Origin of the sequence: Aminipila terrae, from assembly GCF_010120715.1 — a bacterium.
Taxonomy (GTDB): Bacteria; Bacillota; Clostridia; order Peptostreptococcales; family Anaerovoracaceae; genus Aminipila; species Aminipila terrae.
In genome coordinates this window covers 2,004,558-2,022,095 of the sequence record NZ_CP047591.1, presented here as the reverse complement: position 1 = coordinate 2,022,095, position 17,538 = coordinate 2,004,558, and the positions used below count along the sequence as shown (strand labels likewise).

12 protein-coding genes are annotated in these 17,538 nt (G+C 38.0%); all 12 read right to left on the bottom strand.

All coding sequences use genetic code 11. The annotated features are described in order from the left end of the window. Positions 1–10: 10 nt before the first annotated feature. From Ami3637_RS09525 to Ami3637_RS09475, 12 genes are read right to left on the bottom strand one after another with little or no spacing between them, the layout of a single operon-like run. Entirely contained in the window at positions 11–1,924 is a 1,914-nt protein-coding gene (locus Ami3637_RS09525) for an S-layer homology domain-containing protein (protein WP_162362370.1), read from the bottom strand. A gap of 22 nt (positions 1,925–1,946) precedes the next feature. Beyond that, complete coding sequence (locus Ami3637_RS09520) at positions 1,947–4,880, bottom strand: HAMP domain-containing protein (RefSeq protein ID WP_162362369.1); 2,934 nt, start codon at positions 4,878–4,880, stop codon at positions 1,947–1,949. An 18-nt stretch (positions 4,881–4,898) separates the two neighbouring features. After that, a complete protein-coding gene (locus Ami3637_RS09515; RefSeq protein WP_162362368.1) occupies positions 4,899–5,285 on the bottom strand; it encodes a DUF4280 domain-containing protein in 387 nt (128 codons plus the stop codon). A 4-nt stretch (positions 5,286–5,289) separates the two neighbouring features. Further along, the gene (locus tag Ami3637_RS09510) at positions 5,290–6,039 is read right to left on the bottom strand and encodes a hypothetical protein (RefSeq protein WP_162362367.1); all 750 of its coding nucleotides are present in this window, start codon (positions 6,037–6,039) and stop codon (positions 5,290–5,292) included. Positions 6,040–6,070: 31 nt separating this feature from the next. Next, on the bottom strand, positions 6,071–6,664 hold the full coding sequence (locus tag Ami3637_RS09505) for a DUF4255 domain-containing protein (RefSeq protein ID WP_162362366.1): 594 nt from the start codon (positions 6,662–6,664) through the stop codon (positions 6,071–6,073). 43 nt (positions 6,665–6,707) lie between these two features. Beyond that, positions 6,708–8,117 carry an MORN repeat-containing protein gene (locus Ami3637_RS09500; protein ID WP_243158170.1) on the bottom strand — a complete coding sequence of 470 codons (1,410 nt, stop codon included), beginning with the start codon at positions 8,115–8,117 and terminating at the stop codon, positions 6,708–6,710. Next, positions 8,000–8,626, bottom strand: coding sequence for a hypothetical protein (locus tag Ami3637_RS17475; protein WP_243157978.1), 627 nt, complete (start codon positions 8,624–8,626; stop codon positions 8,000–8,002). The genes Ami3637_RS09500 and Ami3637_RS17475 overlap by 118 nt, the downstream gene beginning before the upstream one ends. Positions 8,627–8,628: 2 nt before the next feature. Then, complete coding sequence (locus Ami3637_RS09495) at positions 8,629–9,498, bottom strand: hypothetical protein (RefSeq protein ID WP_162362364.1); 870 nt, start codon at positions 9,496–9,498, stop codon at positions 8,629–8,631. Between the two features lie 29 nt (positions 9,499–9,527). Further along, a complete protein-coding gene (locus Ami3637_RS09490; RefSeq protein ID WP_162362363.1) occupies positions 9,528–11,312 on the bottom strand; it encodes a hypothetical protein in 1,785 nt (594 codons plus the stop codon). After that, positions 11,309–12,499, bottom strand: a complete 1,191-nt coding sequence (locus Ami3637_RS09485; RefSeq protein ID WP_162362362.1) for a phage tail protein — start codon at positions 12,497–12,499, stop codon at positions 11,309–11,311. The genes Ami3637_RS09490 and Ami3637_RS09485 overlap by 4 nt, the downstream gene beginning before the upstream one ends. 13 nt (positions 12,500–12,512) lie before the next feature. Then, on the bottom strand, positions 12,513–14,576 hold the full coding sequence (locus Ami3637_RS09480) for a baseplate J/gp47 family protein (RefSeq protein ID WP_162362361.1): 2,064 nt from the start codon (positions 14,574–14,576) through the stop codon (positions 12,513–12,515). Between the two features lie 4 nt (positions 14,577–14,580). Then, positions 14,581–17,538: a baseplate J/gp47 family protein gene (locus Ami3637_RS09475; protein WP_162362360.1), complete on the bottom strand. Its 2,958-nt coding sequence runs from the start codon at positions 17,536–17,538 to the stop codon at positions 14,581–14,583.

The window sequence follows — 17,538 nt, the reverse complement described above, 5'->3', positions numbered from 1 at the left end:
TTATCCCTCCTTACCTCATCTTTGACATTAATGTGCTTATAATTTTGGCAGCTTCAGCCCTTGTAAGGCCCTGCTTTGGCAAGAACCTTCCTCCACCTGCCCCAGAAATGATGTTGCATTTCGTCATTCGTACTACTCCATTTTTCGCATAAGATGAAACCGTACTTATATCTGAAAACCCTGAATATTTACCGTTTTCCTTCAACCTTATCTGTAATCCCACAGATATATTATTCACCAAGGTAGCCATATCCTCTCTGGTCAGGTTCTCTTCCGGATAAAACCTTCCATTTTTAGCCAGAGCATTGGATAAATTATTTATATAGGACCAGCCTATGGCTTTGGCATACCACTTATCAATAGGAACGTCTTTATAGGATTTTATGGTTTTTTTACCTATAGCTGCAGCAGAAAACGCCTTCGTCATCATATTTATAAATTCAGCTTTGCTGACCCTGGCATCAGGATAAAATCTGCCGTCCCCTTTCCCATTTATTACTTTTCGGGAAGCTAAATATGTAATATAGCTGCTGCCCCAGTATTTTGCCGAAACATCTTTAAATATAACAGGATTATAAGCTATTCCATACTTGGACAAATGACTTGGGAAAAAGCTGAGCCATTTATGTTCTTCATCGTATTTTGACTCTGTTACAATTTCCTTTGTACCATCTTCTCTAAGATATTCAATATAAAGACTATCCAGATTTTCCCCTGCTTTGGCTTCATAAGGAATCCTTATCTCCACGCAATAGTTCCCTTCGAAACTGGAGATTCTGGCATCTCCTTTACTAAAGGTTGCATCAATCCCAGGTTTTCCGCTATTATCAATTTTCTTCAGCATGAGCTTTAATTCCCCTCCATGGGATGTTGTTACATTGTTTAATTCCTCATTTCTTATTCTGAAATCTCCAACTGGCGTATTTACTGCTAAAACATCTATAACAGAGTGTGTAAGTTTTTCTGCATCTGTGGGTTTTATATTTATTCCATAGCTGTTTGTCTGAGCAGATTGGGGATTCTTTATATTAATAATTGCTTCGTTTTCTCCATCACCCACATCCCCTTTATGGGCTTCTGCCAGTTTTATTAAGGCATCTACTTCCTTAGGAGCCACCTCTGTTATGCTTTCACCGTTTTTTTCTGTGGTATTTAAAGGAGTGAGAATGGTATCACTGGATTCATTTTCAGTGTTGGTTTTATTTATCACATTGACATTCTCCTGGCTTGCTGTCGTTCCTCCGCCACTGGCGCCTCCTGAGGCTGCAGAATAGGTTAAATCCAGTTCCACAACTGGAGAAGCTGGGGGATAAAAATATACTCTTGCCATTTCAGTAAGCTGTGAGTATTTATATGTAAAAGGATCCCCAGATTGATCCAGTTTTACTTCAGCCCCTGGGCTTTCCATACCCATGCCCTGAGTTAAACCCGGTATACTAATATAGATGGTCCCACTGCTGCTTGAAACCGTAGCAGTGTATACATGCCTTTTCTCTTTATATCCTGCATAAGCAGCATTGTCTCCATTAACCTTCAAGCTTGAAACTGGTGAGGCCGGAGCTGGTCCAGTTATATTAACATTAAAGATGGAAATACCCTGCTGTCCCTCATAAACCCAGTCTACCCTTGCGCTTTCACTTTGACTGCCTCCAGGGTAATTAACGATATTAAAACCAGAATTGTCAAACCTGGCGGAAGCACCATTGTTACAATTCAGAGTTATATCTCCTTTTGAACCAGCAGTTACACTGACGGTGCCCAGGTCGGATTCCCCGTTACATTCCAGCGTACTGTTTCCTCCTGGATAAGTTATGGTTATGTCACATATTTTTCCTGCTGCCCAGACCGCCTCTGTAAATTGTCCCATAAGCAGTCCGGAAAAAAACATAATGGCAATCAACGCTGTCCCTATTCTTTTTATCATAATTCTCCTTTCTGCCTGTTAATCAATATTCCTCAATATAGTTTTCAACATCTGAACTGTTTTCTCTCTGATAATAGCAATCGCACCGATATAAATATTCTTTTGCTGCTGTGTCCTGTCTGAACTGCTTTAAGATATCAATAAATACAAGTCTTGCTTCATAGAAGTCCTTCTGACAATAAAGTTCTACTCCTCGTTCAAACAAAACTTTTGTCTGTCGTTTTAATAACCTTATGTCTTCCCTGTCTCCATCGAATACATCAATTATTTTCTCAACACTGTTGTTTGCAGTGATATGCAGAAAGCCTATGACTCTGAAATTGAACTTTTTATCAAATTCCTGTATTTCATTTACAGTTGTAGCAGTTGTTAAAATCCTGCTGCAATATTTTGGTGCAATCTTTCTTAAAAATCCACTTAAATTGGTATGTTCCGAAACAGTTGTTGCCGCCAGCCGCTTACCGTGCCCCACAATACCCACCATAGCAGGTCCAAAACTGATACCGCTGGTTAGTTCTATCTGAGTCAATCCGCTTGCCAATCTTTTTCCATTTAAAATTTCCATATCCTGACATACGGATACTGCAGTGTCTAAAGCCTGTTCACTGTTATTCGTATAAAATGCTACTAACCCAGCTTCTTCAAATTTATCCACTGCCCCGTCTTTAGATGAAACCACTGGTACCAGCCTGGAGTAAATCTCATTTATAAAGATAAACATCTGTTGGGAATTCATGGAGCTTATCATCTTATCAAAGTCCACCACATTAAAAGATAATATGGTTATATCAGAATTCATTTGATCCCCAAGTTTTACATCTATAACGCTGCCCTTCCTGAGTATTTTAAATATTTTAGCGGGAACGAATTTAAAATACCCTTCATTTAAAGCGGATAGTTCTTTTACATGATAATCTATACTTGAAGACATCTGGTTAAATACCTGTGTAATTTCTGCAATCTCATCGTTTCCCTTGACTCTGGCCTGTATACCCAGATTTCCATGTATTATAGCCTTAATACTTTCTTTTAAAGCTTTCAGCGGTGCAAGCGAAATCAAAAGCAGTAGCACCAAAAGTCCTATGAGCACAATCAGGAAAATAAAATTTATAAGGTTAATCTCTTTTGTATTTTCTTTTACAGCATACTCCAGGGAATTCTTAGTGGTTCCCGTTTCCATAACACCCGTAACATGGCCCTTATCGTCGAAAACTGGAATGGCAAGACAAATCCATTCTCCCCCTGCATCTCTAAAACTTCCCCTGTAGGTTTTTCCTGTTTTTGCTGCATCGTAAAACATTTGTGAAGTATTTCTGTCATAGTAATATTCAATAGGCAGGCCTATATAATTCTGATCCGTAAATACTGAAACAAGTTTACCCTGATCCAGCTTATACAGCCAGTGGTAACCAAAATCATAAACTCGCTTTCCCTTTTTATCCTGTGCCGCTTCATAAACAGTGCTCTTTGAAGGCAGTGCTGTAAGGATTCGCCTCAGTTCATAGTAATAGACCTGCTCATAAGGATTTTTCAGGTCAATCTCACTCAGAAGTTCACTGCTTATACTTTCAATCTGCTGCCTTGAAATAAGATAAAGTTCTTTATATTGATTATCTGTTATCTGCCCAATATAAATGGTATTCATCACACCTTGAAGTAAAAGAATCCCTGCAATTAAAGCAGGTATACATAACCCTATGACCTTGGCCACTATAGGGAACTTTCCCCCTGCCAGCATAAAGACTATCCTGATGAATGCACCAACCAGCAGCATTGTACCCATGATGCATATAAAATAAAAAGCCGCTGACTTAAATATTCCCCCTATACCCGGCATAGCCTTTTCAAAAACCTTCATGCCCTTATTGTTATAAACACCTAATATTCCTTTATTCTTATCAAGATTTACTGTTGCAGTAAAATGAGAATTATCAGTAAATCTCACATTAATTAAATCACTTTCTTTTATTCCTCTGTCTGCATTTATCTTATTCCACCCATCAATTACTATCCTGTTTGAATCATCGCTTAAATTTAAAGCAGCTATTCCCTGTGCCTTTAAATCCATAAAATACAGAGTATGTTTCCCATCAGAAGTAAAGTTCACCAATGAATTAGCCCCATCAGAGCCTTCAGCCGGATAGAGTTTTACTGCAGTATACACCGGAATCTCTTTTTTCACGGACTTACGCTTTGGTTCCTGCATCTGCTTATCAGCTATGGCCTCCACATTTATGTCTGTTTTTTTATTTTTGTTTACACTTTTATCTATATTCTCATCTATATTTCCCCTGACCATATTGGGATTTACTGCCTTATAAATTTCACCTTTTGGAGTGGTAAACACTATAGAGCCATTATCCCCATAAAAAAAGTCCGTGAATCCTATTGCAAGATCATAATTCACCACTGCAGCTTTTTCAGGTTCCTTTGCATTTTTTAAGAATTTATGTAACACCGCCTGGGCTGTAAACTGTTTATTATCATATCCAACTGTAAAATAGGTAAGAGTCCCCCCTCTTACAGCTATATTGAAATTGCTTTGAGCCGACGAATCCCCTAAAGGAAGCTCCCATTCCTTTTCCAGTTTATTCTTTGCAAAATTACAAAGGTAAACACCTTCTGTCTCTACTCGGTTGCTGACTATATCCTTATCCATTTTGTAAACATAAACCTTATTATCGTCTATATTTAAGTATTTATAAGTAGATATATGGGAGCCTTTTATTTTCTTTTCATGTATTTTGTCCAGGATTCTCCCATCTAAATTCATATTAATTATGTTTATATTTTCTCCGTCATCATTCACCACATATACGCCCTTTTCATAAGCACATGAGTCTGCTATGAAAATGAACTTATCGCCAGAATGGAAAGAAGCAAGTATACCACTCACAATTAAAACAGTTATCATAATTAATACAGTAAATATTCTTATGGTCCCTTTTTCATTCATTAGACTACCTCCTGACTTTTATGGCAACTGTATCGTAAACTGCCCCGGTGCGGATATCTGGATTACCCCACCCCACATGCACATAAGCTTTGAAGAATTATTTAATGCAGGTGTATTACCCACTAAGACAGTAGGTGAGCCGGGAGCCCATGGTGCTGCAATATTAGGAATGCAGGGCATAGGCGTAAGTACCCCCAATGCTGCTGCAGTAGCGGCTGCAACCTGGGGATTGCCCATACAGGAGCACATTCCAAAGGGTTGAATATTCACCATAGGTTTATTGTCCAGAATAGTAGCTATAGGCTGGCTGGTTATAGCCTTTTTAACAGGAAGAACCATCAGTGGAGTTGGTGCCGCTCCAAAGCTACACATAATTATCGCGTTACCGCATACACACATTCCCATATTTTTATCCGTCCTTTTCTTCAGCTCTCTTGTTTATTTCAGTTTTATTGTCTGCATTTACAATATTTAAAATATCTATTTCCTCTTTTGTACCTTTAACAGGCATAAAATACTTTCCTTCTTTATCTGCTACAGCCTTGCATATAGGACATAAAACCGTTTCAAGTTTTTTATAATCCCCATTCAAGGGCTCATATAACTTGTAAATGCTGTCTTTTTCACTGACTCTTTCCTGCAGCGTAACAATTTCCTTCAACTTGTCTTTTGTGTAAATAGCAAAAGTTTTTCCTTCATAGTTTTCATTACCTGGAGGAAAAATGCATAGTTCTTTCCCGCCTTTTTTATAATCCATAAGAAGTTTCAACTGATGCTCACGGGTTCTACATGCTACCTGTACCACAGTTCCCGGGATAGTGCACCCTTCTAACCACTCATGCTCAGCTCTAAGAGGGTAACACCGGTCTGGTCTCATCCTGACTCTTACGATGGGGTTATCTGGACAGATTTTTTTGTGATCGATGTCCACCCTTTCAGTTTCAAATCCGTAAGCAGATACCATTATTTTTTCTATTTTTTCAGGACCTGAAAGCATGACGAAATACCCGTCAGGCTTAACCACAAGCCTGAAGTTCTCCACTCCAGGCACTGTAATTTTCGCCTGGCTTCCTTTCAGTTGTCTGCCTGTGAAATCATCAAATACCATCACCGCAAACTCTACTTTCATTTTTACACAAAATCTCGTAATATTCTCCATCACTTAGTCCCCCTGATGCTTATGCAATCTTTCACTCAGCCGGCATATTCTGATTTTTTTCAACTGTTTTAAAGTCTGCTTCCAGAACTCTCTGAACACTTCGAGTTTTAGCCGATTCAATTTCAACGGGTGAAACCTTATAAAACAATGTGGTTCTGTAGGGCACGTTAGGAATATTCCATAATTTCTGCTTTTCTTCCGGTGATAAGGAAATCATTTTAATCCTCGTATCCATATTTCCATCAGTTTCACTTCCTCCCAGACTCTCAGCCTTTACCACTGGATTGTCAGCCAAAGTCTGCACCACCTTGCCCAGAATTCTCTGATCTTCCCCTTCTTTAAACTTCACATCTGCCTTTGAATAGGCAGTTATCATATAAGAAAGGGTTAAAAAGGTAGAAGGGTACTTCTGCTTATTAAAGGACACATTTATCATATCGTTATTTCGATATTCTTCCGATTCCCTTATGTCATACAAATGAATCCCAAGTACAAAATCTCCTCTTTCGTCAGGACTGCAAAGTCCTATGGTATCAGTGCTCTGAATGATCTCTGGTGAAAGATTGATTCTAAGGGTTTCCATTATAGTATTGCTGACATCTAGTATCCCTGTATGCTTTCCCATGTTTTTGCTCCTTCTCAATTTAACTTGTGTTTTATCCGGTTTTCTATCTGACTTCTATAATTAAAGCTTTGTCGTCACCCTTGGCAAAAATCGCATTTATATATCCCTTTTCCGTTTTATATTTCACTACGGTAATCTTTGATTCAGCTGAAAGATTTGTCAGTCTTCCTGCGAATCGGTTAGATTGACTGACTGATACCATACGGTTTTCTCCCATTGCCTCTGCCGTTTCTGAAGCCGGTTTTCCAAGAACAGCTGTAATCTGGTCCTTCGTCATACCCGGTGCCACACCCTTCACTTTTGAGTTGTTCCAAATATCTATCCCTATCATTTTTCCGTGACTGTCACTCTGAATAGTCATGCCTATATTTTCAGTGGTGTCCTCATACACCTTGGCGCTGCCTTCATCCACTGTCCACTCCTCAGGAGTAGTATCTAATACCTTGCCTGCATCCTCTACGGTCATTGCTGCCAAAGCGGAATAATCTATCTCTTTGTTTTCAGTCAGAGGTCCCTTGTAAATGGCTTTGCTCCCAGCACCGTCTTTACCTGCTGTATCCTTTGAACCAGAAGCGGCATCTGCTCCCCCATTGGTGTCTTTACTGTCTTTATTGGTTGTATCCAGAGCAGAGTTATCCTGAGTTTTTCCTGAATTCGTATTATCCGGCACTACTTCCGGATTATCTGCTGGCTGGCTGTCCTTGCTTTCACTGTACGCTAGTGCACCATTTCTGAACACTCCTTCCAAAAGAGTCATCCCTGTGCTTTCATCGTACATTACACCTTTCCCATTGTAATTACCCAGCAGGAACTCTCCCTCATATATCAAAGAACCGTTATTCTTTCCATATTCTTTTCCCTGTCCGTCATATCTTCCGGTTCTGAAATTTCCTTCATAAACAGGAAATTCTGTTTTAGGATCATATAACTTACCTTCCCCATCATAGTATCCATTATAAAAATCTCCCTCATAGACTAATTTGCCTGTCTTTATATCAAACAGCTTTCCTTTTCCCGAATACCTGCCATCTTTAAATTCCCCGTCATAAATCAGTTTGCCTTTAACCGGGTCGTAACTTTTTCCTTTTCCTTCTAGCTTGTTATTATTAAATTCCCCATCATAAATGACCTTTTTTCCGGAATATATTTTTCCGTTACCCTTCATCATACCTGCTGACAGTTCTCCCTGGTATAATACCTGGCCATTTTGATAAACTGTTCCCGTTCCATCAAACTTTCCGTCTTTTAAATCACCAGAATATACCGTTTTCCCTTTTGCACTGTAAATAGTGCCATATCCACTGGGATTTCCATTTACAAAACTCCCTGTAAACTTTAACTGTCCATTTGAATAGTACAAACTTCCTGTACCATTATAGAGATTCTTTGAAAACTGTCCTTTATACTGTGTCTTTCCATTTGCAAAAAAAGTTTCTCCATTCCCCTCATACATTTCCATAAGGAAATCTCCCTTATACACAAGTTTTTCTTTATAATCATATAATTCACCCGGTCCTGTAATTCTTCCATTTTCCATCCTGCCTTTGAATAAAACCCCCCGTTTGTTTTACTTAAGAGCTTTACTTTGCCTGTATATCCGTACATTTCCTGAGAATTAATGTACATGGTATTTGTAAGAAATTTTGATTTCACTATAGGATGAAGAAATTGTATGTATACAAGGGGTAATAACAATACCAGAATAAGTATAATTACAACCAGCTTCTTGGCCACATAATATCTTGGAGTTGCAACGTAATCCTTAATGGATTCAGGCTTCACTTTTCTAAAATCTGACAGGCCTTTCCTTACATCTGTCATAACCTGCGTTACAATGCTGTTAGGATTCGCAACTTTGGATATGTTCCTTGTTTTCATTAAAAAAGGCGCAGTAAATATACGGGTTAAGCTTTTAGCGCCGAATTTTAAGGTTTTAATTATGTCAAAATTCCAAAAACCCATGGTTACTTCTCCTCTTCAATCATTACGGTTCCAATTTGCTTAATGTCTTTTGCAGATGCCGGCAGAGGCTGAGGCTTTAAAGCATTATAAAACATATAAATAAAGACGATACCTACAACCAATATGAGAAAAGCTGGTTTAGCCTTTCGCCAGAACAGCTTCATCTTTTCCCAGAGTCTAAAGAGAAAGCCCTGAGGCTGTACTTTATCTTCCTCCAGATTGTGCAATATCTCCTGATAAACCTTGTCGTATTCCTGGTAAATATCTATATATTTTTTATATCCACCTATTTCAAGAGTAGTTATAAAGTCTTCCAGAACTTTTACGGATTTTGCCTCAATTTCTACATCAAATACAGTTCTCAATACTGCTGCTGCTTCTGTCTGCATCCTGCTTTCCGGCATAATGCTGTACGCTTTTATTTCCCTTAAATCATAATTAAAAAATACGCTTAACGAATCGTCCAGCAGTAAATTTCTTCTTTGTAACCCCTCATACTGAATAGCTGCAGGCATATCCTGCAGAGTAATTTCAGAAAACATGTTTCTGATTATTTCAAGCTTTTCCCTCAGAGAATAAACTTCTGTCTCAATTTTTTCATATAATCGTTCTTTTTCTTTATATTTAAAGACTATGTAAAAATTTCCGTTTTGAGAAAAGCATTCAACTAAATCACTAAAAGAATTGTTTTCTGTCTGCTCTGTAAAAAAGGGCATACTTTTATATATCAGATCCGGATTTTTTATACTTATAAGCATATATCTGCTTTCCTGGTCTTCCAGCAAATCCTTACATATTAAGATGTCCATATCTCTTTGGGATTCAACTATTTTAATAACAGCGAACCCACGTTCAAGACTTTGTATTATCACTGGTTTCACCTCATTTCCCACGTCTGCTGTCAGATTTTGCTTCCCATTTCTTTTACTTCTCTTACCACAACGTAAGTGGATGCTTTGATATCCGGATATGCCATACTGGAAGCAATAATCTCATATACCCCAGGTACATTTGGAGCAGTATACATTCCATTTGCATCAATGCTTCCACCTTCTTGTTCTTTAACAGACCATTTAATTCTTTTATCTGAGATGTTAGAAAATACAGCCTGGAAATAGCAGGTTTCACGGATTTCCATATCTGCCATATCGGGTTTTATTAATATTTTCTTCACTGATACGTCATGTATACTTTCCTTTATGTCTCTTGCCGCCATCCAGTCTACCCTTATCTTCTTTGCATTGGTAGGAGCTTTCATTAATGCTCCGATTACGAAAGTACCTTTTGCCGCATTGAGTCTGGCTGCCAGCTGCACATTTGCTAACGGAGATTCTTTTTCATTGATAAATACTTCCGCACTTCCAAACACCCTTTCACTGTCATCACTGACAGAATAAGCCTGCCCTAAAGTGATAAACACATTTCCAAGTCCCAGACCATGAGTTATTTCTTCCGAAAAGAATTTCTGATTTACACTTCCACCTATCCCTAAATCCAGAGTAACAGTACCTGTTGCAACGGACACATTTCCCAAAGACGATTTGTGAACACTAAACCCAGTATTATCTGTACTGCCGTCCATGCTTGATTCGGCCATCCTGTCCAGTTCGCCTAACTGGATTTCATTAATAGCTGCAGCTAAGCTGTTGTTATACACATATTGTTTAAAAGGCATTGTTTCAATATTCTCAATTACGTAGGCGCTACCTGCTTTAATGACCCCTATTTTAGCCAGATAAATGCTCTGCTGATATGTGTTTTTTACTATTTCATCCATTGCCGTGCGATAATAGTTATCCATAATCTGCTTTTTTGCATTCTGTGGCATTATACTACAGCTGTTTCTGCATACTGCTTCCGCTTTTACTTCCTTATCCCCTATCCTTACTTTAAAAGAATCCTGAAGGACGGAAACGCTCCCTTTTGCATCTTTTACTGCCATAGCCTTTAAAGGGTATGAAAATTCATATCGTCCTGCTTTTTCAAAATTTTTTTCATCAAAAGAAACAGTCATTTGATTTTTTCCCTGAAACTGCAAACAACTTAGATTTAGTTCATAACTAAAGGAAAAAGGTTGCTGCTGCCCCATATTCTCCACAATAATCTTCACTTCCGCATCTCCGGATGTTTTTATGTACCTGGGTATGATCTGCTTAATTCTAAAGCCATTTCCCCAGTATAAGGTTTTCTTATCCAGATAGAAGTGTTCTGTTGTAAATCCTTCGTTTTCAGGTTCCATAGAGGTCAGAAAGATTCTGCAGCCTTCGGCATATTTATTATGTTCCACATCCTCTGTGGTTCTTGCATTAGTGCTGGTCAGGCTATGCACTGGCTCCTTTGCATTTTCTGCGTACTCTGCGCAAAGATAAACATAGCCCGTATTTTCACTCTCTTCCATGCAGGCGTCAAATCCATCTACCATGGAAAGCTTCTTAATAACCGGGGTATCGATAACAATCTCACGACCAGAGAAGTCAAGTGCCAGACCCATTTCAACAGAAATTGTAGTATCATCTACTCTTACTACATTCATTCCACATACCACACCGCTTCCAAACAGGAACCGATTAATCATTCTTCGTTTATCATTTACGTATTTCTGTTCTGTTTCAAAATCATCAACTGTGAGCAGTTTCCCATAAAAGTACCTGTTTCTTTCAAATGGAAAATATTTAAGATTTTTCACGTTTCACTCTCCTTTTCTACATTCCATGTAAGGCTGTTATCCTGTAATATATTTTTTTCTGCAATACTGCTAAAAGGTAATGCTGTAAAACCATCCAGGTTTGCCGGCCTGTACTGGCCCAGCACACTATTCATGCCAAGATAAGAATATTTATCTAAGAAAATATATGGCTTTAAAACCACTAAATTTGCTTCTACATGGGCTGGCTTTGCACTGCTTATAATCTTTAATATGGTTTTATATTCCTTCGTGGTTGGCACACAGTTTTCAGGAACTATTACTGTGAACTGGTAATTGGTATCCCCATATAATCCATGGAGTAAATTTGCGGAACTGTCATTTTCTAAATAACTTTCCAGCTGATAGTTTTCAATAATATAAGGCTTCTGCCCAATATAAAGTTCTACCATATCAGAAATGCACTGCCTGGTTCCCCTGTATTTATAAAACCTTATACTGTTTTTAACCAGAAATCTCAGTTGTGTTTCATTCCATACATAAATGTCATCTATAGCCAGCCATTCTGCAAGCCACTCAAGCAGTTCCCCCGATACCAGGTCAGGCTCAAAAGATTCTGCTATATTGTTGATTTTTTCTTCCATCTCTTCATATATAGACTGAAAAATGCTCAGGTATCTTTCTAAAAAGTTTTTGCTTTTTTTATCCTCCTGATATATTTCAGGCAGATAAGATATCCAGTTTTCTTTTTGAAGGTAAATTTTTATATGATGGATTTCTGGAGATTCATCACCCATTCCAAACAACTCTAATTTAAACCAGAAAAACCTTCCCTTTGCGCCTCTTAGAAGCATGTCCTCCGGATTAAAAACCCATCCGGTTTCCAAGGGTTGCAATATCCGCTCCTTTTCTTCCTGAGACACTTCCTCCTGATTCAGTAATTCTTCAATATCCAAGTTCACATGATCTATCGCAACAGTTCTGCTGTCGGAAGCATAAAATGTAAACTTTATTGAGGCATCTCCAAGGCTTTTAGACCTTATCAGTATTCTATGCCACAAAGTTCCCCTTTCCAGACTGTCTAAAACTCTGCTATAAAAAACAGATGGTTTTCCAGAATCCAAATCTTCAATTTTTATAGCAGCTCCATCTACAGAAATATTTTGTAAAATTCCCTTCCTGTAATCCGCTTCTTTATTAAATACAAAATACTTCGTTGAGTTTTTCAAAGATTACTCACCTCTATTCTGACACAGTTAAAACATATTCTGCCTCTTTAATATAAACCATTCCATTCTCTGGAATCATTACATCGCCATTCGAACTTCTTCTGATACTTCTGCCCTGAGCATCTATCACAAGAGAATTTACTGCAGAAACACATTCCAGTGTATCTATAATTCCGTAAATAGTACTGTATTGTACGGGCCTTCCAAAACTTTCGGAAGACCTGCTGAAAAAATTGTTTACAGCTTCTTTTATTTCCTGCTCAGCATTTCGATAATATGCTTTAACAGCTATTTCTGCAAAAATCACAATTCCTATGTATTCTGGGGACAGCACATTTACTTTGGTTCCAATTAATCTTCTTGTTTCAAGCTGCTCATAAATTTTGTTTATATAAGCTTTGCTAAGTTTCTTAAAACCATCCATAGAATAGGGCTGAACCACTATATTTATGCAATTTTCCTCAATGCTTCCATCCAGTTTTGGCATTTTGCTTGCTGGTATGGCTTTACAATTATTTACCATAAGACCCGGTGTACTTTTTACTATTCGCTCATAATCCTCGTATGTAACTGCCCTTTCAACTTTAAAGCGTTCATGCTGGAATCTTTTAAAACATTCATCTAAGGTTTCTGTATTTCTACCATCCAGGCCTCTGCTGCTTCCTATAATCTCAAAATCTGTATTTACCTGGTTACACTCTTTAATCTGGTTTTCCTTTACACAGCCATTCTGTCCCATTGTTGTCCTGCATCCAATGATTATAATCCTGCCATCGGGTGCCATGCCCTTTTCACAATCACCAAAACGGATGATTCCCTGTTCTTCATCCAGATTATAATGTTTAGATTCAGGGCCTGATATGTCAAAGTCTTCAACTCGCTGCCAGACTGTAAAACCATTTTCACCTTCTACAAAAATTTCAAAACCCTTTTGCATAACATTATTAATCTGTATTTTAAATTCCTGATAGGGGAAGCCATTTCCTATGCCTGGCTCCAGGTGTAATTCTTCCTCTTCAAGAAAATTTACACGTCGTATAAGAAGGGATTGTTTTTCATTTATCTGACCTGTTCTTTGTTTAAGCGACTCCTGCTCTATCTCTGAAAAGACACCGTCTTGTAAAATAAAGTATCTGCTTTTTCCTGTTTTCTCCAGATAGGAACCACTCTGAAAATTGATGTTTCCACTTGTTATGAGGAAATCTTCATATTCACTTACTGTATCCTGTTGTTTTACAGGCACAACATTTATAGATATTCCCGTTAAGACTGGTGGAACATCATATACACCTTCATTTAATACGGCCCTTATATAAAAACCTGTATTTTTTATATGGAATGAACACATCTCTTCCAGAATCTTAAATTTAATCATTCCGCTTTGAATAAGACCAAAAGTCTCATCTGCCAGAACCTGTAAATCCTTCCATTCTCCTTTTGAATAGTACTGCCATTTGATGTCTGTAATCCCCTGAGCCATTTCCTGTCCAAAACCAATTGGATTTCTATGTATTTCATAATCATTAAAAATATCTATAAACATATGAATTTCTTCGTTTACTTCAAAAGGATTGTCAAACAACAGATAGAACTCACTATTTATTTCCGGATTTCTTCCAAAAATATAAAACCAGAGATTTTCACCCTCTAAGGCTCTTTCCCCTGAAAAGTTTACTGTTTTATCACTTGTCTTTAAAATACCTTCAATGATGCGTGATTTTGATATGTATACTTTTTCTTCTGTCTCAAAGGGTATATTATCTGCCCAAATTTTAAAGCCTCGTCCAAGATGCATGTTTTTATCAGATGATATAATCTTTACATAAGCTTTTGCCGGTTCCTTCATAATCCTTTTTATACCTAAAAGCTTTAAAAATTTTTTACGGCTTTCTATCCCTATCTGATCCATCCTGTACTGCTGTAATTCTTTTAGCCAGGCAAACATTTCTATAAAAGTAATTCCAGGATCATGTGCATTGTAATCCGTCCATTCAGGAGCATATTTTGTTATTAATTTTTTTGCTTTTTCTGTTATATCTGCAAATCTTTCATCATCCAAGTCTATATTTGGAAGCATATGCTCACCTTCCTTCGTCTACAGAAATTATGATTTCGTGAGTGCCTGCCAGGGGTAACGCAAACCTTATACTGGCTGCCTTATCCAGATCAGCCTCCACTCTCCCGAATTTTCCTTCTGTATAAGCAGATACAAAAACATTTTTCAGGTAAGAAATATCTTCTATATCCTTCAGACAGTTTAAAACCTGTGTAGGATTAGGAAGCCTTCCAATATTCCATCCCCTGCCGTCAAAATTTCCTGTTAGTGGATTTAAAAACTCATTTAAGCGGTTTTCAATCTGCTCTTTTACTTTAAATACCTGATTATATTCTCTTACGGATAGTTCTACTTTTACGCACATTTCCATGAATTGAGGTTCCACTACAAAAAAATGGTTTAAATCAATGATATTACTACTGCATCTTTTTTCGATGTAGTTTTTCACCTGCTCTGCTACAGCTCCAAAATAAGCTCTTCCCTTCATAAAATCTTTTTGAAGTAAAGCCAGTGTTAATGCCCCAGGAGTTTTTGACCCCAGCTCGTTATACCCTGGGAAACATTTTGCCCTGTAAATATTTCGTGTTGCTTCCATGGCCATACTTTCAAAATCCCCCGCTGTCACAGCCCTGTATCCATGCTTTAATGCCTGACCATTCCTGTAAGCTGCAGCCTCTGTTTCTTCTATATCACAGCCCCCAAAAGTTACAGAAGGATTGTCTACTTCATTTATAAATCCAATGGAGTATGCGGTCCGGTTTACGGCTCCCTTTGGCAGATTACCTATACTTCCTCCCCCTGTACTGTATGTAACTTTTATTGTCTCTTCCTGATTAAAAGAAATCAGTCCTTCTTCTTTCCTGTCAGAAAATCTGACTATTCCCTCATTCCGGTCTACGGTATACCGTCTTCTCTCATCATTTAAGTCTATGAAATCTTCAACCTCAGTCCAGTTGACCCAGTTTCCCTCTTCAAATACCTGGACCTGCACCTCCTGGATTTTATTGTGCAACAGCTGGCATTGGAAACTCACATCCTGAGGCTCTGCATAAAAATATTCCGTAATATTTGTCTGAACATTTTTTATCTGAGTAGTATTCATATATATATTTAACAGCCTGGGAAGCTGAACCGGTAGTTTAACGTTGTTATACCGCTCTCCATTATCAATAAGCCGAATCCAGTATAATTCCCTGTTCCATAATAAACTTCTCTTAAAATTCCCTGGGCCCATGAAAGTAACAATCCCAGTTTTTTTAAAGTTTTCTGTCTCATCTGTAACATTTAAAGTCCGCCACTCTTTATCACTATAATATTCCCATGAAATACGGGTAAGTTTATCTGTGATGGTGTCTTTAAGGTCAAAAAGCATCTTTACAGGCCCACCTGATGGAGCCATATCAAACCCTAAATAAAGTGCGGTCTTCTTTTGTTCCATGGTATAAAAGGGTTTGAAAAAAAACAAATCATCAGAAAGCTGCCTTTCTTCATAGCTTTTCCTTTCCAGATTATTTTCCGTATAGATATACTCCGGAAGCCTTCCCTTTTCCTTATAATCATAGCTAAAAGCCATTCCATCTATAACTGGTGCAACGTATTCTCCCTTGGTCTTATATAAGTTGTTCACTTTTAAGACCCGCACTCTTATATAGTAAGATTCAAAAGAACCGATGAGTATTTTCTCCATGTCCATGGGGCATTTAAAGTCTATGACTCGGAACTGCCCTAATGTTCCATATTCCGTAGTAAAGGTGTCTCTGTACTCATCAGAAGGAAATAACCTGGTCCATCCATTTCCGTTATAGTATTCCCATATAACATCTTCTATGGTGATATCATAATCTTTATCCGGTTTAAACTCGCTGCGCTTCATGATAAGTTTCCAGTTAACATTTGAAGCTGCCATATCCAGATCTACAGGAATTCTTATAAAGTTTAGATTAAATGTCAGTCTTATATCCGCGCCTTTTTTACATAAAGCATCTTCAGCAGCTATATATACATCACTGTAAAGGGACATTTTTTCACCGAAAGGAAAAAATTCATGAATATTCTGTTCTATATCGTCAGTGAGAACCATATCCGGTTCTAATCCTGCACCCATTGATGAAATTTCAATCCTGTCCAGACTCAGATTCTCAAAATCACTTATGTCATTGACTGTGCATCTCATCAAGCAACTTTGCATCTTATTTATTTCACATGGCGCGAAAGCTGGCTGACGCTCACTCTTAAAAAATAACAATCTGCCTCCCTGGACTTTTTGACCATCAAAGCTTTCCCATCCATTATCTGTATAGTACTCCCATTTACTTTTTCTGGCATCCAACAGTGCTTCCATCTGGTCCTTAGGCACCTGGTGCTGATAGTGAGGATTTAAAAGGATTTCTATCCATGCTCCCTTTTTTATATTAAGTGCATGGGCCTGGCTGAAATATATTACATGCTGCTGCAGATTTTCTGCTTTTATATCAAATAAATAAAATCCTTCTTCTTTATCTGGTTTATTAGCCTGATTAAGCTCTGTTTCATCTGCTACACAACTTATGAAATCATTGACCCCACTGGTACAAAAAATGTTCTGTATCCTTGCTGCAGTTACAAAAACATCGTTCTCCGTTTCAAAGATGGTAGTCCCTTCCTCTTCATCTTCCGTATCAGCAATTAGCTGTGTCCCTTTCTTTACCGCCTCACCGGAAACCGGAGCTCCTGACAATCCAAAGGTAACGTATCCAAAAGCAGGTATTGCCGGCAAAAGCCCTGCATCAATTTCATTGTAAAATGCAAGCCGGTTTTTTCTGGGTATATGATTGAACTTTCTTATGGTGCCATAAAACATGTCCGTATAAATCATAGCCAGCGCAGAGCCCACATCTGGATTCTTTTCCTCAAAGCGCCACTCAGGTGTATAAGCAGGCTGAATTTTTTTAATATATTTAATAATGTCCTTTTCGGTTCTATTATCAATATTAGGAATCCTCAA

Coding starts and splice junctions, on each gene's coding strand:
- Ami3637_RS09525 (WP_162362370.1), bottom strand. CDS start 1,924: ATGATAAAAAGAATAGGGACAGCGTTGATTGCCATTATGTTTTTTTCC.
- Ami3637_RS09520 (WP_162362369.1), bottom strand. CDS start 4,880: ATGAATGAAAAAGGGACCATAAGAATATTTACTGTATTAATTATGATA.
- Ami3637_RS09515 (WP_162362368.1), bottom strand. CDS start 5,285: ATGGGAATGTGTGTATGCGGTAACGCGATAATTATGTGTAGCTTTGGA.
- Ami3637_RS09510 (WP_162362367.1), bottom strand. CDS start 6,039: ATGGAGAATATTACGAGATTTTGTGTAAAAATGAAAGTAGAGTTTGCG.
- Ami3637_RS09505 (WP_162362366.1), bottom strand. CDS start 6,664: ATGGGAAAGCATACAGGGATACTAGATGTCAGCAATACTATAATGGAA.
- Ami3637_RS09500 (WP_243158170.1), bottom strand. CDS start 8,117: ATGTATGAGGGGAATGGAGAAACTTTTTTTGCAAATGGAAAGACACAG.
- Ami3637_RS17475 (WP_243157978.1), bottom strand. CDS start 8,626: ATGGGTTTTTGGAATTTTGACATAATTAAAACCTTAAAATTCGGCGCT.
- Ami3637_RS09480 (WP_162362361.1), bottom strand. CDS start 14,576: ATGCTTCCAAATATAGACTTGGATGATGAAAGATTTGCAGATATAACA.